This window comes from Streptomyces sp. CA-251247, from assembly GCF_050952975.1.
GTDB lineage: Bacteria > Actinomycetota > Actinomycetes > Streptomycetales > Streptomycetaceae > Streptomyces > Streptomyces achmelvichensis.
Genome location: NZ_CP191861.1, coordinates 1,442,712 through 1,463,917 on the forward strand (window position 1 = coordinate 1,442,712; position 21,206 = coordinate 1,463,917).

General features: G+C 71.1%; 20 protein-coding genes and 2 tRNA genes. 8 read left to right on the top strand and 14 right to left on the bottom strand.

The features are described from left to right. Positions 1 to 37: 37 nt before the first annotated feature. From ACQPWZ_RS06255 to pgsA, 3 genes are read right to left on the bottom strand one after another with little or no spacing between them, the layout of a single operon-like run. Positions 38 to 1,243, bottom strand: coding sequence for a glycosyltransferase family 4 protein (locus tag ACQPWZ_RS06255; protein WP_340472102.1), 1,206 nt, complete (start codon positions 1,241 to 1,243; stop codon positions 38 to 40). Further along, positions 1,240 to 2,142 carry a phosphatidylinositol mannoside acyltransferase gene (locus tag ACQPWZ_RS06260; protein ID WP_327685199.1) on the bottom strand — a complete coding sequence of 301 codons (903 nt, stop codon included), beginning with the start codon at positions 2,140 to 2,142 and terminating at the stop codon, positions 1,240 to 1,242. Before ACQPWZ_RS06260 ends, ACQPWZ_RS06255 begins: the two co-directional genes overlap by 4 nt. Beyond that, positions 2,142 to 2,858 carry a phosphatidylinositol phosphate synthase gene (pgsA, locus tag ACQPWZ_RS06265; RefSeq protein WP_383246637.1) on the bottom strand — a complete coding sequence of 239 codons (717 nt, stop codon included), beginning with the start codon at positions 2,856 to 2,858 and terminating at the stop codon, positions 2,142 to 2,144. Before pgsA ends, ACQPWZ_RS06260 begins: the two co-directional genes overlap by 1 nt. A gap of 213 nt (positions 2,859 to 3,071) precedes the next feature. On the opposite strand from pgsA, the gene ACQPWZ_RS06270 reads away from it, so the two are divergent. Both ACQPWZ_RS06270 and ACQPWZ_RS06275 read left to right on the top strand, forming a co-directional pair. Beyond that, positions 3,072 to 5,279 carry an elongation factor G-like protein EF-G2 gene (locus tag ACQPWZ_RS06270; RefSeq protein ID WP_433570862.1) on the top strand — a complete coding sequence of 736 codons (2,208 nt, stop codon included), beginning with the start codon at positions 3,072 to 3,074 and terminating at the stop codon, positions 5,277 to 5,279. Positions 5,280 to 5,444: 165 nt separating this feature from the next. Continuing rightward, positions 5,445 to 7,100, top strand: a complete 1,656-nt coding sequence (locus ACQPWZ_RS06275; protein WP_433570863.1) for a hypothetical protein — start codon at positions 5,445 to 5,447, stop codon at positions 7,098 to 7,100. A gap of 87 nt (positions 7,101 to 7,187) precedes the next feature. Here the strand turns inward: ACQPWZ_RS06275 and ACQPWZ_RS06280 are convergent, their stop codons facing one another. Beyond that, the gene (locus ACQPWZ_RS06280; protein ID WP_313947438.1) at positions 7,188 to 7,745 is read right to left on the bottom strand and encodes an HIT family protein; all 558 of its coding nucleotides are present in this window, start codon (positions 7,743 to 7,745) and stop codon (positions 7,188 to 7,190) included. 66 nt (positions 7,746 to 7,811) lie between these two features. Between ACQPWZ_RS06280 and ACQPWZ_RS06285 the strand changes: the two genes are divergently transcribed. Further along, positions 7,812 to 8,513, top strand: a complete 702-nt coding sequence (locus tag ACQPWZ_RS06285; protein ID WP_405568450.1) for a potassium channel family protein — start codon at positions 7,812 to 7,814, stop codon at positions 8,511 to 8,513. Positions 8,514 to 8,521: 8 nt separating this feature from the next. On the opposite strand, the gene thrS is transcribed toward ACQPWZ_RS06285, so the two are convergent. From thrS to ACQPWZ_RS06300, 3 genes are all read right to left on the bottom strand, one after another. Continuing rightward, entirely contained in the window at positions 8,522 to 10,498 is a 1,977-nt protein-coding gene (thrS, locus tag ACQPWZ_RS06290) for a threonine--tRNA ligase (protein ID WP_340472108.1), read from the bottom strand. A gap of 127 nt (positions 10,499 to 10,625) precedes the next feature. Beyond that, positions 10,626 to 11,846, bottom strand: coding sequence for a hypothetical protein (locus ACQPWZ_RS06295; protein WP_340472109.1), 1,221 nt, complete (start codon positions 11,844 to 11,846; stop codon positions 10,626 to 10,628). Beyond that, positions 11,846 to 12,442 (bottom strand): DUF4365 domain-containing protein, encoded by a 597-nt coding sequence (locus ACQPWZ_RS06300; protein ID WP_313947434.1) that lies wholly within the window; start codon positions 12,440 to 12,442, stop codon positions 11,846 to 11,848. Before ACQPWZ_RS06300 ends, ACQPWZ_RS06295 begins: the two co-directional genes overlap by 1 nt. 172 nt (positions 12,443 to 12,614) lie before the next feature. Here ACQPWZ_RS06300 and ACQPWZ_RS06305 point away from each other — a divergent pair, with 172 nt between their 5' ends. Further along, the gene (locus tag ACQPWZ_RS06305; protein WP_313947433.1) at positions 12,615 to 13,340 is read left to right on the top strand and encodes a 3'-5' exonuclease; all 726 of its coding nucleotides are present in this window, start codon (positions 12,615 to 12,617) and stop codon (positions 13,338 to 13,340) included. Positions 13,341 to 13,413: 73 nt separating this feature from the next. Here the strand turns inward: ACQPWZ_RS06305 and ACQPWZ_RS06310 are convergent. Beyond that, positions 13,414 to 13,485: transfer RNA gene (locus tag ACQPWZ_RS06310), tRNA-Val, on the bottom strand. Between the two features lie 50 nt (positions 13,486 to 13,535). After that, a complete protein-coding gene (locus ACQPWZ_RS06315; RefSeq protein ID WP_340472111.1) occupies positions 13,536 to 13,982 on the bottom strand; it encodes an SRPBCC family protein in 447 nt (148 codons plus the stop codon). A gap of 101 nt (positions 13,983 to 14,083) precedes the next feature. Here ACQPWZ_RS06315 and ACQPWZ_RS06320 point away from each other — a divergent pair, with 101 nt between their 5' ends. Continuing rightward, positions 14,084 to 16,768, top strand: a complete 2,685-nt coding sequence (locus ACQPWZ_RS06320; RefSeq protein WP_433570864.1) for an SCO7613 C-terminal domain-containing membrane protein — start codon at positions 14,084 to 14,086, stop codon at positions 16,766 to 16,768. A gap of 57 nt (positions 16,769 to 16,825) precedes the next feature. Here ACQPWZ_RS06320 and ACQPWZ_RS06325 read toward each other — a convergent pair. Both ACQPWZ_RS06325 and ACQPWZ_RS06330 read right to left on the bottom strand, forming a co-directional pair. Beyond that, positions 16,826 to 16,897: transfer RNA gene (locus ACQPWZ_RS06325), tRNA-Val, on the bottom strand. 78 nt (positions 16,898 to 16,975) lie between these two features. Next, complete coding sequence (locus ACQPWZ_RS06330; RefSeq protein WP_340472113.1) at positions 16,976 to 17,437, bottom strand: TIGR02611 family protein; 462 nt, start codon at positions 17,435 to 17,437, stop codon at positions 16,976 to 16,978. A 190-nt stretch (positions 17,438 to 17,627) separates the two neighbouring features. Here ACQPWZ_RS06330 and ACQPWZ_RS06335 point away from each other — a divergent pair, with 190 nt between their 5' ends. Together ACQPWZ_RS06335 and ACQPWZ_RS06340 are read left to right on the top strand one after the other, a co-directional pair. Beyond that, positions 17,628 to 18,041, top strand: coding sequence for an SsgA family sporulation/cell division regulator (locus ACQPWZ_RS06335; protein ID WP_003959770.1), 414 nt, complete (start codon positions 17,628 to 17,630; stop codon positions 18,039 to 18,041). A 191-nt stretch (positions 18,042 to 18,232) separates the two neighbouring features. Then, positions 18,233 to 18,790, top strand: coding sequence for a CGNR zinc finger domain-containing protein (locus tag ACQPWZ_RS06340; RefSeq protein ID WP_340472114.1), 558 nt, complete (start codon positions 18,233 to 18,235; stop codon positions 18,788 to 18,790). 59 nt (positions 18,791 to 18,849) lie between these two features. On the opposite strand, the gene ACQPWZ_RS06345 is transcribed toward ACQPWZ_RS06340, so the two are convergent. Next, positions 18,850 to 19,002 (bottom strand): hypothetical protein, encoded by a 153-nt coding sequence (locus ACQPWZ_RS06345; RefSeq protein WP_340472115.1) that lies wholly within the window; start codon positions 19,000 to 19,002, stop codon positions 18,850 to 18,852. A gap of 158 nt (positions 19,003 to 19,160) precedes the next feature. Continuing rightward, entirely contained in the window at positions 19,161 to 19,613 is a 453-nt protein-coding gene (locus tag ACQPWZ_RS06350) for a hypothetical protein (protein ID WP_433570865.1), read from the bottom strand. A gap of 167 nt (positions 19,614 to 19,780) precedes the next feature. On the opposite strand from ACQPWZ_RS06350, the gene ACQPWZ_RS06355 reads away from it, so the two are divergent. Next, the gene (locus ACQPWZ_RS06355) at positions 19,781 to 20,308 is read left to right on the top strand and encodes a DsbA family protein (protein ID WP_433570866.1); all 528 of its coding nucleotides are present in this window, start codon (positions 19,781 to 19,783) and stop codon (positions 20,306 to 20,308) included. A 16-nt stretch (positions 20,309 to 20,324) separates the two neighbouring features. Here the strand turns inward: ACQPWZ_RS06355 and ACQPWZ_RS06360 are convergent, their stop codons facing one another. Continuing rightward, entirely contained in the window at positions 20,325 to 21,164 is an 840-nt protein-coding gene (locus ACQPWZ_RS06360) for a GNAT family N-acetyltransferase (protein WP_433570867.1), read from the bottom strand. Between the last annotated feature and the right edge of the window lie 42 nt (positions 21,165 to 21,206).

The following is a 21,206-nucleotide window of genomic DNA, read 5'->3' on the forward strand; positions in this document are numbered from 1 at the left end:
CACCGGAGCGTGGCGGCGGAGCCCTTCGAAGGCGGGCTCAGTCCCGCGCGAGGCCGAAACGGGCGCGGAAGCCGGGCCGTTCGTCCGCCGCCACCGAGGCGGCGCCGTCCGTCACCGTCTCGTAGACCGAGAGGATGTCCGCGCCGACCGTCGACCAGTCGAAGCGGCGTACGTGCTTGCTGCCCCGCTCCCGCAGCTCGGCCCGCCGCGCGGGGTCGCCGAGCAGCCGGACCGCGGCACTCGCCAGCGCGTCCGCGTCCTCGTTGGCGAACAGCTCGCCCGCCGATCCCTGGTCCAGGACCTGGGCGAAGGCGTCCAGGTCGCTGGCGAGCACCGGCGCGCCCGCCGACATGGCTTCGACGAGGATGATCCCGAAGCTCTCGCCGCCGGTGTTGGGCGCGATGTAGAGGTCGACGCTGCGCAGCAGCCGCGCCTTGTCCTCGTCGCTGACCATGCCGAGGAACTCGACGCGGTCACGCATCTCCTTCGGCAGGGACGCGACGGCCTCGTCCTCGTCGCCCCGGCCCGCCACCAGGAGCCGGGTGTCCGGGCACTCGGCGAGGATCTTCGGCAGCGCCTTCATCAGCACCGGCAGACCCTTGCGGGGCTCGTCGATACGCCCTATGAAGCCGATCGTGCCGCCGCGCCGGCCCCCGTCACCGCCGTCCGGGTCGCGCGCGCTGTCCGACTGCCACTCGGCCTTGGGCTCGGCGCCCTCGAAGAAGCCGACGTCCACGCCGTTGGGGATGACGACGGCGTCGCCGCCGAGGTGCTCGACGAGAGTCCTGCGGGCGTATTCACTGACCGCGATCCGGGCGTTGATCTTCTCCAGCGCGGGCTGGAGGATCGGATACGCGGCGATCATCGCCCGCGAACGCGGGTTCGAGGTGTGGAACGTCGCCACGATCGGCCCCTGCGCCGCCCAGCAGCTGAGCAGACCCAGCGACGGCGACGCGGGCTCGTGGATGTGGATGACGTCGAAGGTGCCGTCGTGCAGCCAGCGCCGCACCCGCGCCGCCGACAGGAAGCCGAAGTTCAGCCGGGCCACCGAGCCGTTGTACGGGACGGGCACCGCCCGTCCCGCGGAGACCACGTACGGCGGGAGGGGTGTCTCGTCGTCCGCCGGCGCCAGCACCGACACCTCGTGGCCGAGCCGGATCAGGTGTTCGGCCAGGTCCCTGATGTGGAATTGGACGCCGCCCGGTACGTCCCAGGAGTACGGGCAGACGATGCCGACCTTCACGTCCGCTCCTCCTGGGGCTCGAGATCGGCGAGCCACAGCCGCTGCAGCATGTGCCAGTCCTCCGGGTGGTCGGCGATGCCGGTGGCGTAGGCGTCCGCCAGTGCCTGTGTCATGGAGGACGTCTTCTCGGCCCGGGTACCTGTCTCGGGTACGTCGATGGCCGGGTGGACGCGGCCGTACATCATCGGCGCGTCGCCGAACCAGAGCGTGGCCGGGAGGAGCAGGGCCCCGGTCTGCTGGGCGAGCATCGCGGGTCCGGCCGGCATCCGGGCCGTCTCGCCGAAGTACTTCACCTCGACGCCGTTGGCCGACAGGTCGCGGTCGGCGACCAGGCACACCAGCCCTCCGGCCCGCAGCCGGCGGGCCAGGGTGCCGAACGCGGAGCCGCCGGCGTGCGGCAGGACCTCCATGCCGAGGCTCTCGCGGTAGGCCACGAAACGGTCGTACAGCGTCTCCGGCTTCAGCCGCTCGGCGACCGTGGTGAAGGGAACGCCCAGCGCCCGGGTGAGATAGACCCCGGCGAGGTCCCAGTTCGCCAGGTGCGGCAGCGCGAGGATCACCCCGCGGCCCGAGGCGATGCCGTCCATCAGACGGTCGATGTCGTGGATCTCGACGCTTTCCCGGACGCGGTCGGCGCTCCAGGTGGGCAGACGGAAGGACTCCATCCAGTACCGCATGTAGGAGCGCATGCCGGCCTTCGACAGCTCGGCGAGGCGCGCGGGATCCGCGTCGGGGACGACGCGGGCGAGGTTGGACTCCAGCCTCAGCACGCTCTTGCCGCGGCGCTTCCAGGCGATGTCGGCGATGTTCCTGCCGAGCGCGGCGGCCGCCGGCTCGGGCAGCTTCTTGACGGTGCTCCAGCCCAGTCCGTAGAGCCCGTCGGTCAGCCGGTCGCGCATCACGTCGCCTCAGCCTCGCTTCCGCGCGCCGCGGCGTCGGCCTCCGCGGATTCCCGGCGCACCGTGACCACCCGCTGCCCCAGGGTCACCAGGCTGCCGACGGCCACGATCCACAGCGCGATCGGCAGCAGGATGTCGATGCCGGGCACGCCGAAGGCGTGGAGACCCGCGAGTCCCGCCGCGACCAGGGAGATCACCAGCCGCTCGGCGCGTTCGATCAGACCGTTGACGGCGACCGGCAGGCCGATCGATTCTCCACGTGCCTTGGTGTACGACACGACCTGGCCGCTCGCCAGACAGAAGATCGCCACGGCGCAGAGCACGTTGTCGTTGCCGCTGCCCGCGTACCAGAGCGCGAAGCCGCCGAAGATCGCGCTGTCGGCGACCCGGTCGAGGGTGGAGTCCAGAAATGCTCCCCAGCGGCTCGACACACCGGCCTGGCGGGCCATGTTGCCGTCGACGAGGTCCGAGAACACGAACGTCGTGATGACGATCGTGCCCCAGAAGAACTCGCCGCGCGGGAAGAAGACCAGCGCACCCGCCATCACTCCGGCCGTGCCGACGAGCGTCACCGCATCGGGGCTCACCCCTCGACGGAGCAGAAATGCGGCGAACGGTGTGAGGACACGCGTGAAGAATGCACGCGCGTACTTGTTCAGCATGGCCTTCCCGAGGGTCGGTGGCCGGGCGGCCCCATTGGCCACCGGCTGGCCCATCGTAGCCAGGACCGAAGCGCTCCACCGCCGCGCACCCGCCCCGCACGGCGGCGTATGACGTATGGACGCATGGTGACCTGAGTGGAAAGCTCGAAAGACGACTGCGGGCACCGCCGGAGCTGCCCCTGGATGCCGTCCGGAGGCCACAGTCACGGCTTCGTACGCCCGCGGCCCCTCTCTCCTCACCGTGCAATCGATCGGGAGGCAAGAATCATGGGCGACAAGGCGAGTGGACACACCGGAGCCGCCGGCAGGGCGGCGACGGCCGACCGGCCCTCATCCGTACGGAACGTGGTGCTGGTCGGCCACAGCGGATCGGGAAAGACGACGTTGATCGAGGCTCTCGCGCTCACCGCGGGAGCGGTCAACCGGGCAGGAAGGGTGGAGGACGGCGGGACCGTCTCCGACTACGACGAGATCGAACACCGGCAGCAACGCTCCGTACAGCTGTCACTGGTCCCCGTCGAGTGGGGCGGGTACAAGATCAATCTCCTGGACACTCCCGGATACGCCGACTTCGTCGGGGAGCTCAGGGCCGGTCTGCGAGCCGCGGACGCGGCCCTTTTCGTTGTCTCGGCAGCCCAGGAACCCGAGGCGATCGCGGGCGCGACCCGCATGGTCTGGGAGGAGTGCGCCGCGGTGGGCATGCCGCGCGCGATCGTGGTCACCCACCTGGAGACGGCGCGGACCGGCTTCGAGGAGCTGACCCGGGTCTGCGGAGAGATCTTCGGCGGCGAGGACCCCGATGCCGTACTGCCCCTGTATCTGCCGCAGTACGGGCCCCAGCACCCCGATGGTCACGCACCCGTCACCGGGCTGGTCGGGCTGCTGTCCCAGAAGATCTTCGACTACTCCTCCGGCGAGCGCAAAGAGACGCCACCGGACCCGGACCAGGCGCCGCTGCTTCAGGAGGCCCGCAACCGGCTCATCGAGGGGATCATCGCCGAGAGCGAGGACGAGACCCTGATGGACCGCTACCTCACGGGCGCGGACATCGACATCAAGACCCTCATCACCGATCTGGAGAAGGCCGTCGCACGCGGCATCTTCCACCCGGTCCTGGCCGCGGCCCCGGCGGCCGACGGCGCCAAGCAGGGTCTCGGCACGGTCGAACTCCTCGAACTGATCACCGGCGGCTTCCCCACCCCGCTGGAGCCGCAGTCCCCGGCCGTCACCACGCCTGCGGGCGCGCCCCGCCCGCAGATCAGCTGCGACCCCGACGGCCCGCTGGTGGCCGAGGTCGTCAAGACGGCGTCCGACCCGTATGTCGGCCGGCTCTCGCTCGTCCGTGTCTTCTCCGGCACCCTGCGGCCCGACGAGACGGTGCATGTGTCGGGGCACGGACTCTCCGACCGCGGGCACGAGGACCACGACGTCGACGAACGCGTCGGCGCGCTCTCCGTGCCCTTCGGCAAACAGCAGCGCCCACTCGGTCATGTCTTCGCCGGAGACCTCGCCTGCGTCGCGAAGCTCTCCCGCGCGGAGACCGGCGACACGCTCTCGTCCAAGGACGATCCGCTGCTGATGGAGCCGTGGACGATGCCCGACCCGCTGCTGCCGCTGGCCATCCAGGCGCACAGCAAGGCGGACGAGGACAAGCTCTCCCAGGGCCTCTCGCGGCTGGTGGCCGAGGACCCGACGATGCGGCTGGAACAGAACCAGGCCACGCACCAGGTCGTGCTGTGGTGTCTGGGCGAGGCGCACGCGGACGTGGCCCTGGAACGGCTGCGCAGCCGCTACGGCGTCCAGGTCGACGTCGTGCCCTACCAGGTGTCGCTGCGCGAGACGTTCGGCGGGAAGTCGACCGGGCGCGGGCGGCATGTGAAGCAGTCCGGCGGACACGGCCAGTACGCGATCTGCGAGATCGACGTGGAGCCCCTGCCGGCCGGTTCCGGCATCGAGTTCGTCGACAAGGTGGTGGGCGGCGCGGTCCCCCGGCAGTTCATCCCGTCCGTGGAGAAGGGAGTGCGCGCCCAGGCGGCGCGCGGCGTCGCCGCCGGATACCCGCTCGTCGATGTACGGATCACCCTGCGGGACGGCAAGGCGCACTCGGTCGACTCCTCCGACGCGGCGTTCCAGACGGCGGGCGCGCTCGCGCTGCGCGAGGCCTCGGCGGACGTCCGCATCCATCTGCTGGAGCCGGTGGCCGAGGTGCAGGTGCTGGTGTCGGACGAGTACGTCGGGCCGGTGATGAGCGATCTGTCGGGACGGCGCGGCCGGGTCGTCGGCACCGAACAGACCAGCGGATCACGCACGTTGGTGCGGGCCGAGGTGCCCGAGATCGAGATCGGGCGGTACGCCGTCGATCTGCGCTCGATCTCCCACGGAACGGGTCAGTTCTCCCGCGCGTACGCCCGTCACGAACCAATGCCCCAGCAGGTGGCCGACAAGGTGCGTGGCCAGGGCGGGAACGGCTCGTAGGCGACGGAGCCGTCCGCCGGCGGCCGTGCGGCGGACGGCATCGGGCCGTCCTGTGACGAATGCCGTGCGCCCCCGATACGCTGAGCTGCGCAGCTCAGCAGGTGTGCGGGGCACGGTAGTTGGGAACAGGCCGCAGTGCGGATGCAGCGCGGCGAGGGGGCGGCAGTGGCGAGCGACGGTTTCGACTTCAGTCCAGGGGCGCAGGTGCCGCTCACGGGCGCCGCCGGGCAGACCGCGGCGACGCATGCCCTCGCCTCGGCGGCGTACCGCGACGGCCCGGTGGCCGAGATCCTCAAGGCGAACAACGAATGGCACACGTCCGTCGTGAAGCCGGGCAAGTTCTCGCTCTTCGAGCCGAATCTGGGCGAGGCGTTCTCGCGCGCCGTGCAGACACGGACGCTGGGGGGCGCCCGCAAGCCACTGATCCAGTCCTTCGGGACCGAGCCGCAGTCCGTCGTCGAGCACTGCCTCGCGGCCACCGGCATACGCAAGGAGCGGGACACCAAACTGACCGGCATCACCGTGCTGTTCGGGCTGGTCTTCCTGCCCGGACTACTGCTGTGGATGGCCGTGTTCCAGCTCCGCCGGACCCTCGCGGGCGCCCAGAACAAGAGCGCGGGGGCGCTCGGCACCCTGCTGCTCGTCGCCGTCGGCGGTCTGATCGCCCTCTTCCTGTTCAAACTGCCCTTCGGCGGCTTCTGGGCGCTGTATCTGCGCGTCATGCTCGTCGCCCCCATCGTGGGATGGATGCTCGCCAAGCGGGTCTGCGAAGCGACGGCCAAGGACATGCGGGCCCGCTGGGACGCGCTCCTCGCGGGCGGCGGCATCGGCGCCAAGGTCCCCGAAGCCGTCCCCGGACACCCGAACGAGACCGCGCGCGAGCAACTGCGCCAAGGCCTGGAGAAGCTCACCGCCGAGCAGCAGTCCAACTCGGTCTTCTACGCGGGCCCCAAGGGCATACTCGGCATGGGCACGCGGTGGGGCAGCTGGCAGATGGCCGAGGAGCTGGTCTCCAAGGAGCCGGGCAAGGACATCAACCAGTTCCGCAGCTGGGACGTCGTCCGCGCGATACACGACAAGATGAAGATGCTGGAGCGCGGACCGCTGAATTCGGGCGGCTTCCCCAAGCCGTCGGTCAAGCACTGGATCGTCTCCCCCGTCGGCGAGAACGCCAAGGAAGTGGCGCGGCCGGAGGGCCAGGACGTGGAGGCCTTCCAGGTCAAGGGCCACGAGATACAGCGCATCTGCAACCACCAGCAGTTCGGCGGTGGCAACCGGCACTACCTGGGCGTGCAGTTCACGCTCTGGGACGGCCAGTTGGTGATCACCATGATGATCACGGTCACCGTGCTCCACGAGACCCTGCGTATCGAGGTCACCGGTCACGCTCTCGGGCCGGTGCACCCGCTGTTCACGACCAAGCCCGCACCCAAGACCGTGACGGTGAGCAAGACGGTCCGCTTCTGGGAGACCGTGGACCGCCATCTTCCGCTGGTCGAGACCCGTGAGGTGGTGCGCCTCGCGGTGCGGGCACCCTTCACCTGGTACCCCCCGCTGCTCGACTTCCTCGGCGGCAAGCTGGTGCTCCCCGAGCCGTTCGGACTGCGGCACGCCTGGGCGGACCAGCCCTGGCGGCACCGGTTCATGGCCGACGACGCGATGCGTGCCGCCACCCCCGTGCTGCGGGTGGCGCACGCGGCGGCGATCAGGGTGCTGGAGGAGAACGGCGTGGACACCGACCGCTTCGGGAACCGCTCCATGGTGGTCAGCAGCTTCGTCCAGGACCCGACGCCGCGTAAGGCCGATCTCTACGACGCGTAGCGCCCGTACGACAGACAGCCCCGGCACGCCGGCGGACAGCAGAACGCCGGGCCCTTCGCGAAGGGCCCGGCGGCTGTCGTACAGCCCTTACGCGGGCCAGGCCTCCGCCAGCATCGTGCGGGTGTCGGCGAGCAGCTGCGGCAGGACCTTGGTGTGTCCGACGACCGGCATGAAGTTGGTGTCCCCGCCCCACCGCGGCACGACGTGCTGGTGCAGATGCGCGGCGATCCCGGCGCCGGCGACGGAGCCCTGGTTCATGCCGATGTTGAAGCCGTGCGCGCCCGAAGCGTTGCGCAGCGCGGTCATGGCCCGCTTGGTGAACGCCGCCAGTTCGGCGGTCTCCGCGTCGTCCAGCTCCGTGTAGTCCGCGACATGGCGGAATGGCACCACCATCAGGTGCCCGCCGTTGTACGGGTAGAGGTTGAGCACCGCGTAGACGTGCGAGCCGCGGGCGATGACCAGCCCGTCCTCGTCGGATTTCGCGGGAATGGCGCAGAAGGGACAGCCGTCCTCGGCGCCGGGGCCGGTCGGCTTGTTCTCGCCCTGGATGTACGCCATCCGGTGGGGCGTCCACAGACGCTGGAACGCGTCCGGCGTCCCCACTCCGATCTGCTGCTCCGGCTCACTGGTCATGCTGTGCAGCATATGGCTTCGCCTGTATGGGGCGTGTCGCCGGGGGCTGCCCACGACGCACCCCGCGATGCTGGGGCGATGACCGACGAAAGCCCGCAGGAGCGCTGGCAGCGGCGTATCGAGATCCCGATGTTCGCCGCCTCGGCGCTCTTCCTCGCCTCCTTCACGGTCCGGGTCCTCGCGGAGAACCTCCCGTCCGGCTGGTACGCCCTCTGTGAGGCGGTCACCTATGCCTCGTGGGCACTGTTCGTCGTGGACTACGCGGTGCGCTGGGTGCTGAGCGGTGAGGGCCTCGCGTTCGTCCGCCGACACCTCATGGACGCGATCGTCGTGGTGCTGCCGCTGCTGCGGCCCCTGCGGATCGTCAAGATCTACGAGGCGGTGCAGCGGCGCCACACCCACGCCCGGCTGCCTCTGCAGGCCCGGGTGATCGCGTACGCGGGGCTGTCGACGCTGCTGCTGGGCTTCGCGGGAGCGCTCAGCGTCTACCACGACGAGCACAACGCGCCGGACGCGACGATCAAGACCTTCGGGGACGCGATCTGGTGGACCTCCTCGACCGTGACGACGGTCGGCTACGGCGACATGACGCCGGTGACTCCGCGGGGGCGCGTGGTGGCGGTGGGGATGATGGTGGGCGGCGTCGCGCTGCTGGGAGCGGTGACGGGGTCGTTCTCGTCCTGGCTGCTGCAGACGTTCGCGCAGGACGAAGAGCAGAGGCCCGAAGAGAAGAAGCCCCCGGGGGGCACCCCGGGGGCTTCCGACGGCCTGCGGCCGTAGACCTTCGGTCAGACCTGGACGCGGTCCTCGACGACCTGCACCAGCTTCGCGAGGGCCTCCTCGCGCGGGATGCCGTTCTCCTGCGAACCGTCGCGGTAGCGGAACGAGACCGTGTTCGCGTTCATGTCGTCGTCACCGACGATGATCATGAACGGGACCTTCTGCTTCTGCTGGTTCCTGATCTTCTTCTGCATCCGGTCCGAGGACGCGTCCACCTCGACCCGCAGGCCCTTCTTCTTCGCCTCCGCGGCGAACTCCTGGAGATACGGGATGTGGGCGTCGCCGACCGGGATGCCGACCGCCTGGACCGGAGCGAGCCACGCCGGGAACGCACCCGCGTAGTGCTCGAGCAGCACCGCGAAGAAGCGCTCGATGCTGCCGAACAGCGCGCGGTGGATCATGACCGGACGCTGCTTGGTGCCGTCCGGCCCGGTGTACTCCAGGTCGAAGCGCTCCGGCAGGTTGAAGTCGAGCTGGATGGTCGACATCTGCCAGGTCCGGCCGATGGCGTCCTTCGTCTGGACCGAGATCTTCGGACCGTAGAAGGCGGCGCCGCCCGGGTCCGGGACCAGCGGGAGACCCTGCTTCTCGGCCACCTTGCGCAGCGTCTCGGTGGCCTCCTCCCACGCCTCGTCGGAGCCGACGAACTTCTCCGGGTCCTTGGTGGAGAGTTCGAGGTAGAAGTCGGTCAGACCGTAGTCGCGCAGCAGGTTCAGCACGAAGGTCAGCGTCGAGTCGAGCTCGTCCGCCATCTGCTCCCTGGTGCAGTAGATGTGCGCGTCGTCCTGGGTGAAGCCGCGGGCCCGGGTGAGGCCGTGCACGACGCCCGACTTCTCGTAGCGGTACACGGTGCCGAACTCGAAGAGGCGCAGCGGCAGTTCACGGTAGGACCGGCCGCGTGCGTCGAAGATCAGGTTGTGCATGGGGCAGTTCATGGGCTTGAGGTAGTAGTCCACGCCCTCGTCGAGCTGCATGGGCGGGTACATGCCGTCGGCGTACCAGTCCAGGTGGCCCGAGGTCTCGAACAGCTTCCCCTTGGTGGCGTGCGGGGTGTAGACGAACTCGTACCCCTCCTCCTCGTGCCGGCGGCGCGAGTAGTCCTCCATGACCCGGCGGATGACGCCGCCCTTGGGGTGGAAGACCGCGAGGCCCGAGCCGATCTGCTCCGGGATGGAGAACAGGTCCAGCTCGCTGCCCAGCTTGCGGTGGTCGCGCTTCTCGGCCTCGGCGAGGAACTCCAGGTGCGCCTTCAGCTCCTCCTTGGAGGGCCAGGCGGTGCCGTAGATGCGCTGGAGCATCGGGTTCTTCTCGCTGCCGCGCCAGTACGCGGCGGCGTTGCGCATCAGCTTGAACGCCGGGATGTTGCGGGTGGTGGGCAGGTGCGGACCGCGGCAGAGGTCCTTCCAGCACAACTCGCCGGTCTTGGCGTCGAGGTTGTCGTAGATGGTCAGCTCGCCGGCGCCGACCTCGACATCCGCGCCGTCGTCCGAGGACGCCGAGCCCTTGAGCCCGATGAGCTCCAGCTTGTACGGCTCGCCGGCCAGCTCCTCGCGGGCCGCCTCGTCGCTCACCACACGCCGCGAGAAACGCTGACCGCGCTTCTGGATCTCCTGCATCTTCTTCTCGACGGCCTTGAGGTCGTCGGGCGTGAAGGGCCTCTCGACGTCGAAGTCGTAGTAGAAACCGTCCCTGACCGGCGGGCCGATGCCCAGCTTCGCCTCGGGGAAGAGCTCCTGCACGGCCTGCGCCATGACATGAGCGGTGGAGTGGCGCAGGATGTTCAGACCGTCCTCGGAGGAGATCTCGACGGGCTCGACCTCCTCGCCGTCCCTGACCACGTAGGCGAGGTCCTTCAGCTCACCGGCGACCCGCGCCGCGACGACGGTGCGCTCACCGGTGAAGAGCTCGGCAGCCGTAGTGCCCGTCGTCACCACGCGCTCTTCCCGCTCGGAATCGCGTTGGATGATCACACGGACGTCTGACACCGGTCTCTCCTGACTGAGGGGGCTGCGGCAGTGGACACTGCGCGCGCCTGAATCGTACCGAGCCGAGGGGGCCGCCCGCTAAACGGTTCCACCGTCGCCGCGGCCCCCTGCTCTCAGGCCCCGCCCGTCATTCGCCCGCGCCGCAGGCGTCCTCGAAGAAGTCCAGATTCTCGTGGAGCGACTTCATCAACCGGTCCCGCTCGGCGTCGTCGACCTGGACGGGCGTCACATTCGTGGCGTCCGTGAGCCGGCGGAAACCGCCCCGGCTCTCCAGCCGGCCGACGACCCGGATGGGCAGGCCGACGAGATGGGCATGGCCGGCCGTGCGGTACGCGTCCTCCTCCAGCGCCACCCGGATGTGCGGAACCTCCGCCCCGGCCAGCACCCGCAGCCGTACGGTCCCCGGACCCCGCGGCCCCGAGCGGCGCATCCGGATCACCGTGCCCGTGATCCGCACCGGCACCGACGGCTCGTCCTGGAGATAGCGGGCCCCCGCCTCCCGCAGGGCGGGCAGGTCCCCGGGCGAGAACTCCACCGGCTCGCTGACGGGCGCGCACCCGTCGGGCACCCCGGCCGCGGGCGACCACGCCAGCTCGATCCGCGCCCCCTCCGAACCGCGGACGAGCGCGATGACGGCCTCGGTCAGCTCGCGGCTGACACCCAGCTCGACCGCCTGGTCGAAGGCCTCCATACCGCCGGTGGCCCGTTGGTAGTCGGTGGCCTCGCGGGCCGCCTGGAGGGCGTGATGGAGGCGGACCACGACGGCACGGCCACCGGCCACGGGCACGAAGGCGGTGAGGCTGCGCCCGCCCGGAGCGGGCCCGACCAGCACGCCTTCGAGCGAGGCGTGAGCCTGCCGGCGGTGGCGCGCGCCGTAGTAACCGGCCCGGCCGCGGGCCGCGAGAGCGCCCGCGAGCAGCATCTGCCGGGCGGCCGCGCGCATCTGCTCCTGCACGGTCCAGGCAGCGGCGCCCGAGGGCCCCTGCGGCACATCGCGCCACCAGCGGACCTCGTCGCTCGGCAGGGTGAGACCGACCAGCACCTCGCGGGCCGAGGGGGCGGCACTGCGCGCGAGCGCGATGAGCGCCTCGGACAGCAGGTCCTCGCAGTCGGGGAAGGACCTGCTCTCGGGCACGAGCAGACTGGTGCCGCCGACGGCCGGACCGGGCGGTGTCCAGCGGGCATAGCGGCCCGCCGCTCCCCCGCGGCGCCGCCAGCCGTGCCGGTCGAGCAGCGCGCCCAGGACGACGGGGTCGACCTGGGCGGGATCCGGTTCGCCGCCGTACCAGGGTCCTGGCACCGCCGCGGTCGGATGCGGGCGTACAGATTCGTCGAAGGGCCGGTGCATCAGGGTCTCCCTCCCGCCCCGACCCGCGTCATGATCTCGCAGAGCGCACGGTCGTCGAAGATCCGTGAGGTCGGGATCCGCACTGTGGTCCTGCGCCTGCCCGTCACCGGGTGGCCGGCCAGGTTGGTCCAGTAGCAGCAGTGGCGCAGATCGAGCCGGTCATGACTGGCGCGCAGCCATTCGTCCTGGGTCCGCGGAACGAGCATCACGACGAGGATCTTGTGTACGGACACCGGGGTGCGGGCCAGTTTCACCAGATGGTCGTTGTCGAGCGTGAAGGAGAAAGCGGGACCCGGTGGATGCGGAGGGATCTGATAGGTGCATTTCAACTGCACCTTTATCGTCACCTCGTCGTCGACGGTGTGACCGGCCGAGCTGTGACTGACGTGCCAGTCGATGCCGTTGTCCGGAAAGGGCTGGGAGAGCGAGCATCCGGCCGCGGCCGCGACGGCGTGGAGATAGCCCACCTGGAGGGTCTCCATGCAGGCGGTGGTGGCGAGTGAGCCGCGCAGTGGTGCCGTCCGTGGGGACAGCAGCCCTCCCCCGACACTTTCGGCACGGGAGGTACCCCCAAATTCGGGCTGCGGGAGAGCCATTGCTCTTCGTGCCTTCCGGGCGGTACTGAATCGAAGTCCAGACGACAGAGCGTCAACTTCTTTGTCTGTCATCTGTGTTGTCACCGCCCGGCGTACAGCGCAAACGGCCCGGGTATCACGGATTCGGGCAGGGGTTTTCTCCATCTGCCAGACGTGTGCGAGGAGTTCGGGGATGACGCACTGGTTCGACGGCCCGCTGGCCGCATTTGACACCGAAACCACCGGAGTCGACGTAGAGGAGGACCGCATCGTGTCGGCGGCGGTCGTCGTGCAGGACATGGCGGGCGGGCGACCGCGTGTCACCCGCTGGCTGGTCAACCCCGGCGTTCCCGTACCGCCCGGGGCGACCGAGATCCACGGTCTGACCGACGACCACCTTCAGCGCAACGGCCGCTGGCCGGCACCGGTGATGGAGGAGATAGCCCGCACCCTCGCCGAGCAGTGCGCCGCGTCCCGGCCGCTGGTGGTGATGAACGCGCCGTTCGATCTGACCATGCTGGACCGTGAGCTGCGACGGCACCGCGCCTCGTCGCTCGCCCGCTATCTGGAGAACAAGCCGCTGTGCGTGCTCGACCCGCGGGTTCTGGACAAACACCTGGACCGCTACCGCAAGGGCAAGCGCACCCTGACCGATCTGTGCGCGCAGTACGAGGTGGTGCTCGACGAGGCGCACGACGCGGCCGCCGACGCCCTGGCGGCGATGGAGGTGACCCGTGCGGTGGGCCGCCGCTTCGCCACCCGGACGGAGCGGCTGTCCGCGGCCGAGCTGCACACGCTCCAGGCGGTGTGGCACGCGGCGCAGGCGCGGGGGCTTCAGGCGTGGTTCGCCCGCAGCGGCACCCCGGAGTTGGTGGACCCGGCCTGGCCGCTGCGGCCCGAACTGCCCGCCGCCGCCTGACGCGTACGCCCGCGGGGCACGGCCCCGTACAACAGAGAAGCCGGTCCGTCGATGACGGACCGGCCTATCCCGGTGGGCGATACTGGGTTCGAACCAGTGACCTCTTCGGTGTGAACGAAGCGCTCTCCCACTGAGCTAATCGCCCGGGAACGGACTGAACCATACAGGCCCCGGCCGCCTGCCTTCAAATCTCATTCAGCAGGTCCGCAGGTACGCCGCCAGTCCGCGGCGGCCACCGCGCATCATCGCCGCGTGGTTGGCGCGGAAGACCGGACGGCACAGCAGCGCCAGCCGCCTCATCAGCGGCTTCCGTACCTCCACCTCCTGCTCGTAGACGACGCGGGTGCCCTCCCCGCGGGGGGCGAGTGTCCAGCGCACCCAGCCCTCCAGGTCGCCCTCCAGACCGATCTCCAGCACCAGCCCCGCCGGATCGCTCCGGAGGGCGCGGGCGGTGACGAACAGGTCGTACGGCAGGAACGAGCGGAAGCGCGCGGTACCGCTCGCCTCGTCGAGCGGGATCACCTCGCGGACCTGCGGCCACCAGCGCGGGTACTCCTCGGCGCGTTCGAGCACCGCGAACACGGCCGCGGGCGCGGCCCCGAGATCCCAGACGCTCCGAAAACGGTAGTGAGACCAGTTCATGGCTCAAGTCTGCCCCCGGGAAGCAGGCCGGAGCGGTACTCATACGCGATCTGAGTACGCGCGCGCATGTCCGTCACTGTGGCCGGGGCCACACTCCGAACATGGACAACGTTCCGCCACCCGCCGAGGAACTGGCGATACTCGACCGCGAGCTGGCCCGACTGGACGCCCGCCGGGCCCAGTTGCTGGCCCGCCGCGCCTGGCTGCTCACCCTGATCCGGCCCGTCGCCGCACCGCCACAGGGCGCATGGGCCCATGGCGGACGGCGGTTCGCCGCACCACCCGCCGAGACGTCACCGCCGAACGTGCAGAATCTGCTGCTCACGTTGGGCGGCATTCTGCTGACCATCGCGGCGATCGCCTTCACGCTCGTCAGCTGGGGTCACATGGGCATCGGCGGACGGTCGGCCGTGCTCGGCGTCGTCACCGTGGCCGCGCTCGCCGCCCCGGCCCTGCTGGTGCGCCGCGGCCTCACCTCGACCGCGGAGTCGGTGGCCGCGCTCGGGATGGTGCTGATGGTGCTGGACGCCTACGCACTGCACGCGGTCGCACTGCCGGAGACGGACGGGCTCGGCTACTCGGCCGCGGCGGCGGCCGTTCTCACCGCCGCCTGGACGGCGTACGCCTCCGTACTGCCCCGGCTGCGCACACCCCTTCCGGTCGCCGCGGTGACCGCCCAACTCCCGCTGTCGCTCTGGTCGCTGACCGGATCGGCGGGCGCGCCGCCGATTCAGTGGGCGCTGCTGGCAACGGCCGCGCTCGATGTCGCGGCCGCGGTGTGGGTGAAGCGGGACACCATCCGCGGGATCGCCCTGGTGGGTGCCTCGGTGACGGGCGGCGGGGCGCTGCTGCTCGGCCTGGGACAGTCGGTGACGGCCTCCGGACCGGTCGCGGCCCTCCCGCCGGCCGCGCTGCTCACGGCCGCGGCCGGTGTCGCGATGTTCACGGCGTGGCGCGTGCCCGCGGCCACGGTCGCCGCGTCGGTGGTGGCCGGCCTCGCACTGATCGCCGGTGCGGGCGGTGTCGTACGGGCTGCGGTTGCGGCGGAGGTGGAGGGGTGGGGCATTCTCACCTATCTGCTGTGCGCGGTGGCCCTGTTGGGCGTCGTCCGCTCGCCTCTGCCGCGACGTCTGGTGCCGGGCCCCGTCTACGCGTCGGCCGCGGTCCAGGGCCTGGCCGTCCTCGCCACACTGCCGCTGCTGCTGGTCACCCTGGCGGGCCCGTTGTCGGTGCTGCCGGACATCTGGTCGGGCGCCCCGTCGGACGCCCGGGCCTCCCTGGGCGCGGACGTCCCCGCGGAGGGTCTGACGTCCGCGCCGGTCGTCCTGCTCGTGGTCGCGGGCGTGCTGGTGCTCTTCTCGCGTCGCCCGGACCTTCCCGCGCCGCCGGCCGGCTCCGCTGCCGCGACGGCGCACGGGCGTGCCCCGGACGCACCGCTCTCCTCGGCCCGCCCTCACCCGGCGCCCGGCTCTTCCGCCGCCGGTCCGGCGGCAGGCACCGCTCCCGACGAGGTGCGGTCCGGAGCCGACGACAAGGCCAGCGGCGCGGACCGACCCGCGTCATCGGACCGTCCCGGCATGGCCGCGGGCGGGCAGGACGCATCCGGCGCCGGTCCGTGGGGCGCCTGGGTGCCCGGCACCGGCAATCCCGCCGCGGCCCGGCCGTCCCACCGCGATCTGGCCCGCGGCGGAGCGCTGGCACTCGGCTGGGCCGCCCTGGTCGTCGCGCCGCCCGCCTTCGGGCTGGGGTACGGCCTCGCCGTGGCCGTCCATCTCGCCGTCACGCTCGGCATGCTCGCGATCGCCGCCCGGCGCTCCCCCACCACCGCCGCCATCGCGCTCGCCTGCGGCCTCGCCGGTGCGGCCGGCGTCACGGCATTGGCCCTCGCGACCCGGCCGGCGACCTTCACCGTGCTCGGCACGCTCGTCGCCGCGCTCACCGTGGCCGCGGTCGTCGCCCGGACCGGCGCCGCGATCAGGTCCGTACTGGCCTGTGCGGCAGCCGTGTTCACGACCGCCCTGCTGGGCGCGCTCGCCGGAGCCGCCGAACTCCCGCCCCATCAGGCAGCGTTGCTGATCCTTGTGGTGCCCGCAGCCGTCGCGCTGCTCGCCGCCCGGCTCGGCACGCACCCGGTCACCCTGCCCCTGGAGTGCACGGGAGCGGCGGCGGGCGTCCTCGCGATCGCCCTCGCCGCCGGCGACCGGCCGGCTCTCGCCCTGGTACTCGCGCTCTGCGGTGTCATCGCCGCCGGCACAGCTCTGCGGCCCGAGCGCCGCATCGCGGCCGGCGCCACCGCGACGGTGCTGTTCGTCCTGGCGACCTGGGTGCGTCTGGCCGCGTCGGGCGTCTCCACCCCGGAGGCGTACACGCTGCCCGTCACGATCCCCGCGCTCGCCATCGGCGTACTGCGCCGGCGCCGCGACCCGGAGGCCTCCTCGTGGCCGGCGTACGGCCCCGGGCTGGCCGTCACGCTGCTGCCGAGCCTGGTCGCCGCCTGGGGCGACCAGCACTGGCTGCGGCCGCTGCTGCTGGGCGCCGTGGCGCTCGCGATCACGCTGGCCGGCGCCCGGCTGCGTCTCCAGGCGCTGCTGGTGCTCGGCGGCGCGGTCCTCGCCCTGGACGCGCTGCACGAGCTGGCGCCCTACGTCGTCCAGGTCGTCGGTGCGCTGCCGCGCTGGCTGCCGCCCGCGCTGGCGGGCCTTCTGCTCCTCGCCGTGGGCGCCACGTACGAGCAGCGGCTGCGTGACGCGCGCAGGCTGCGCGAGTCCCTGGGCCGCATGCACTGAGGCGGCAACGCCGAAGGCCCCGAAGACCTGTTGGGTCTTCGGGGCCTTCGGTCGGGGTGGGCGATACTGGGTTCGAACCAGTGACCTCTTCGGTGTGAACGAAGCGCTCTCCCACTGAGCTAATCGCCCGGGCGCATCGCAAACATTACCCCATGGCAGGGGTCCCCCCGGCCGCGCGCCGGGGGAGGGTCCCCGACCCTTTCCGTCTCACTCCTTGATCTTCCACGGCATCTCGAAGCCGAACTTCCAGACGTAGATCCCGACCAGCACCGCGATGATCACCAGACCGATCGTGGTGAGGATGATGTTCCGCCGGCGGACCTTGGGATCGAGCGCCCTCTGTGCCGCCTCGGTGACCTTGCGCTTGGTCCAGCGCAGCACCAGCTGGGCCCAGACGAACTCGGTCGCCCAGATCGCCATGCCGCCGAAGATCACCAGCCAGCCGGGTCCCGGCAGCGGCAGCATCACGATGCCGGCGCCGACGACCGCGAGGCCGACCACGAAGACACCGACCTGCCAGCTCAGGTGCAGCGGCTTCGACCGCTTGATGAAATGGGGCGCACGGGACCCGAGCTCCGGCTCGGCCCCCTCCGGCGCCGTTACGTCCCCCGTCACGGGGTTGGAGGCCACTGCCGTGACCTTCCCCCGCTCGTCACTCTCCGCATTCATGGACCCAAACGTACCGGATCGGGTGACGTCACCGGAATGGCCGTATGACGCAAAGTAATACACCGCCGTACGAGCGACATGAAGGATCACAAAACGGTCAGAGGGGTTTACAACGGCACCGTAGGTGGCATGTCGATTTCGCCGACGTGCGAATCCCCGAGCGCACACTGAGCGAAAGGCCCTGGCGCTTATGAACACCACGGTCAGCTGCGAGCTGCACCTGCGCCTCGTTGTATCGAGCGAGTCTTCACTGCCTGTACCCGCGGGCCTGCGGTATGACACGGCCGATCCTTATGCCGTGCACGCCACCTTCCACACCGGAGCCGAAGAGACGGTCGAGTGGGTCTTCGCCCGCGACCTTCTCGCCGAGGGGCTGCACCGGCCCACCGGCACGGGCGACGTCAGAGTCTGGCCGTCACGCAGTCATGGCCAGGGCGTCGTCTGCATCGCGCTGAGCTCCCCGGAGGGCGAAGCACTGCTCGAGGCCCCGGCGCGGGCCCTGGAGTCGTTCCTGAAGCGGACCGACGCAGCCGTGCCACCCGGCACCGAGCATCGTCACTTCGATCTCGACACGGAGCTCTCGCACATCCTGGCCGAAAGCTGAGCCAGGCAGAGAGCTGCACGGCGCCGTCCTACTCGGGGAGACGGCGCCGCGCGGACAACCTCATACGGCGGACATCGGCGCCGTCACCGCGCATTCCAGCGCGGTGACGGCGCCGATGCGCTCCCGGCGCGAACCGCTAGAGTCAGCGCAATTCGGCGGGGACCCGCCCGCAGCAGGCCAGGGAGCGAATCGTGCTGATTCCCCACGACACCAGGATCGCCCTCGACACCGTCGTCGATCTGGTGAACACCGCACCGGAGACCGACCAGGGGGACGGGCTCGCGAACGTCGCCGCGCTGTACGAGTTCGCGCGCGGGCACGACATCAGCGGCGTGGGTGAGCTGGGCCACCGGGACCTCAAGGGCGTGCAGGACGTCCGCGGCCGGTTCGCGGAGATCTTCGCGGCGACCGACGCCCGCAGTGCGGCCGAGATGGTCAACGAGCTCGTGGCCGCCGCGGGCACCACCCCGCAGCTGACCGACCACGACGGCTACGACTGGCACGTGCACTACTTCGCGCCCGGCGCCTCGATCGCCGACCACCTCGCCGCCGACTGCGGGATGGCGCTGGCCTTCATCGTGGTCGCGGGCGAGCAGGAGCGGCTGCGGCGCTGCGAGGCCCCGGACTGCGGGCGCGCCTTCGTCGACCTCTCGCGCAACCGCTCCCGCCGCTACTGCGACAGCCGCACCTGCGGGAACCGTCTGCATGTGGCCGCGTACCGCGCCCGCCGCAAGGAAGCCGCGGGCTGAGCCACGGCGCGCCGGCCCGGGCCCGCGGCGCGGGAATGCGGGTTCTCACCCCGGGGCGCTCACAAGAGGAACAGATCGTGCACGGCTGCCATGAGCAGCAGGACGCCGATCACCGTCAGGAAGATCATCAGGGGCGGCTGGGAGAGCGCGAAGAGACAGCCTCGCGGCTCTTGCGGCGGTGCGGGGGCCTCGCCCCGGGAGGTATCGACCATCTCGGGGTGATGATGACGCAGTGCGGGCCGCCGTGATCGAGCAACACGCCCCGCGACTTTGGGAGTTCATCCGTTCCCGTGGCCTCACAGGGCGCGGTCCCTGTTCCCGCGGGACCCGATCCCGTGGTCCGCCCGGTTCCCGCGGGGCGGCGACGGAATCAGATGCCGTGCTTCTTCAGGATCGCCTCGATGTCGCTGAAGTCCTCGCCGGTGCCGGCGGCCTCCTTGGGCTTCTTCGCCGAGGGAGGGGCCGCCGGGGTGGCGCCCTGTCCGAGAGAGGGCGCGGAGGCCGCCGGTGCGACGGCCTCGCGCTGGGCCGCGGCCCTGGCCGCCTTGCGCTCCTTGCGGGTGCCGCCCGAGCGCCGTTCGACCGCGCGGCTCGTCAGGAACAGCAGCCAGGCGGCGCCCAGCAGTCCGAAGCCGATCCAGGCGGTGAGGCTGAAGGCGGTGTCGACGGCCCACTCGACGGCGCCGGTCAGCACCAGGCCGATGGGGACCAGCGAGTAGGCGGCGATCCTGGTGGCCGCGAGGAATCGCTTGCGGTACGCCGTGATGGCGGCGATGCCCAGGCCCGCCGCGGACACCGCGGAGCAAATGGTCTCGGCAATCATCCGGTCCTCCAGGCTTCGGCGGGCATGGGCGGTTACGTCCCCCTCCATCCTGCACCGCACGGCGGCAAAGCGGCCACGGTCGGGTGCGACCTCAGGGAGATCTCCGGGACGGGCTCCTCCCCAGGTCCCGGTTGGGTGGTGCCACTGCGGGCTGGGAGACTGGGCCCATGAGCGACTCCACCACCGCCCGCCCCGTCGTCCTGGACGTCTGGTGCGAGCTCCAGTGTCCCGACTGCCGCAGCTCCCTCGATGATCTGCGGGCCCTGCGCGAGCGCTACGGCGACCGGCTCGAGCTGCGGCTGCGGCACTTCCCCCTGGAGAAGCACACGTACGCCTTCGCCGCCGCCCAGGCCGCAGAGGAGGCCGCCGAGCAGGGGCAGGGCTGGCCGTACACGGAGGCCGTACTCGCCCACGTCGGACGCCTCGGCCGCGAGGGTGAGGCCTTCCTGGTCGAGACCGCTCGTGAACTGGGCCTGAACGCCGAGGAGTTCGACACCGCGCTCATCGACGGCCGGCACATCCTGATCGTCGACGCCGACCAGGCCGAGGGCAAGGCGATCGGCGTGACGGGCACCCCGACGTATGTCGTCGGCGGCGAGCGGCTCGACGGCGGCAAGAGCCAGGAGGGGCTGCGCGCACGCGTCGAGGAGATCGTCGACCGGCTCCTCGCCGAGGGATCCTCGGGCGCCGCCTAGGAAGTGTCCGAGTCGGCTACAGCAGCGGCTTGGTGAAGTTGACGCCCGTCGTCTCGTAGCCGAGCGAGGTGTAGAGACCGAGCGCCGGGGCGTTGCCGGCGAAGACGTGCAGTCCGAGCAGCCGCTTGCCGGACTCCAGCGCGCCCTGCTCGGCACGCAGCATGAGTGAACGTCCGTGGCCCTGACCGCGGTGCGCCTCGGCCACGGCCACGTCGTACACGAACGCGCCCTCCTCGCCGGGACGCACCTCGCGCCGTCCGACGAACAGATGGCCGACGACCTCGCCCTGCCGGACGAGCACCTCCAGGCGCACACCCGGTGTGGCGAGGCCCTCGGGCAGGCTTCTGTGCCGGTCGGCGTCGGCCTTGGCGCGTGCCTCGGCGACCGACAGGCCGCGCTCCGACCAGGTGGTGACGTAGTCCTCGTGCTGGACGTCCCACCAGGTACGGAACTCCGGCTCGGTCATGGGCCGTGCCTCGACGCCCTCGGGGAGCGCGGGCGGCTCGGCGGCGAGGGTCTTGAGCATGTTGCGGCTGCGCTCGGTGTAGCCGAGGGCGGCGGTCAGCCGGGTGGCCTCGACGGCCTCCGGCGGTACGGACACCGTCACCTGCGAGCAGCCCCAGCCGCGCAGGACCTCCTCGGCGGCGAGCGCGGCGACCGTGCCGCGACCGCGGCGCCGGTCCGCATCGTCGATGCCGAGCGAGCGGACGGTTCCCGCCCTCGGCCCGAGCGCGGGCAGGGTGGCGATCTCGACGGAGCCGACAGGACGGCTGTTGACGCAGACCACGAAGGTCCGCGACTGGGCGCCGTCCGCCTCGTGCTGCAACGGCCCGGTCGGCCGCAGGGTGGTGGTCATCACGGGTGTTCTACCTGCCCGGCGGCCGTCCGTCACGGGGTT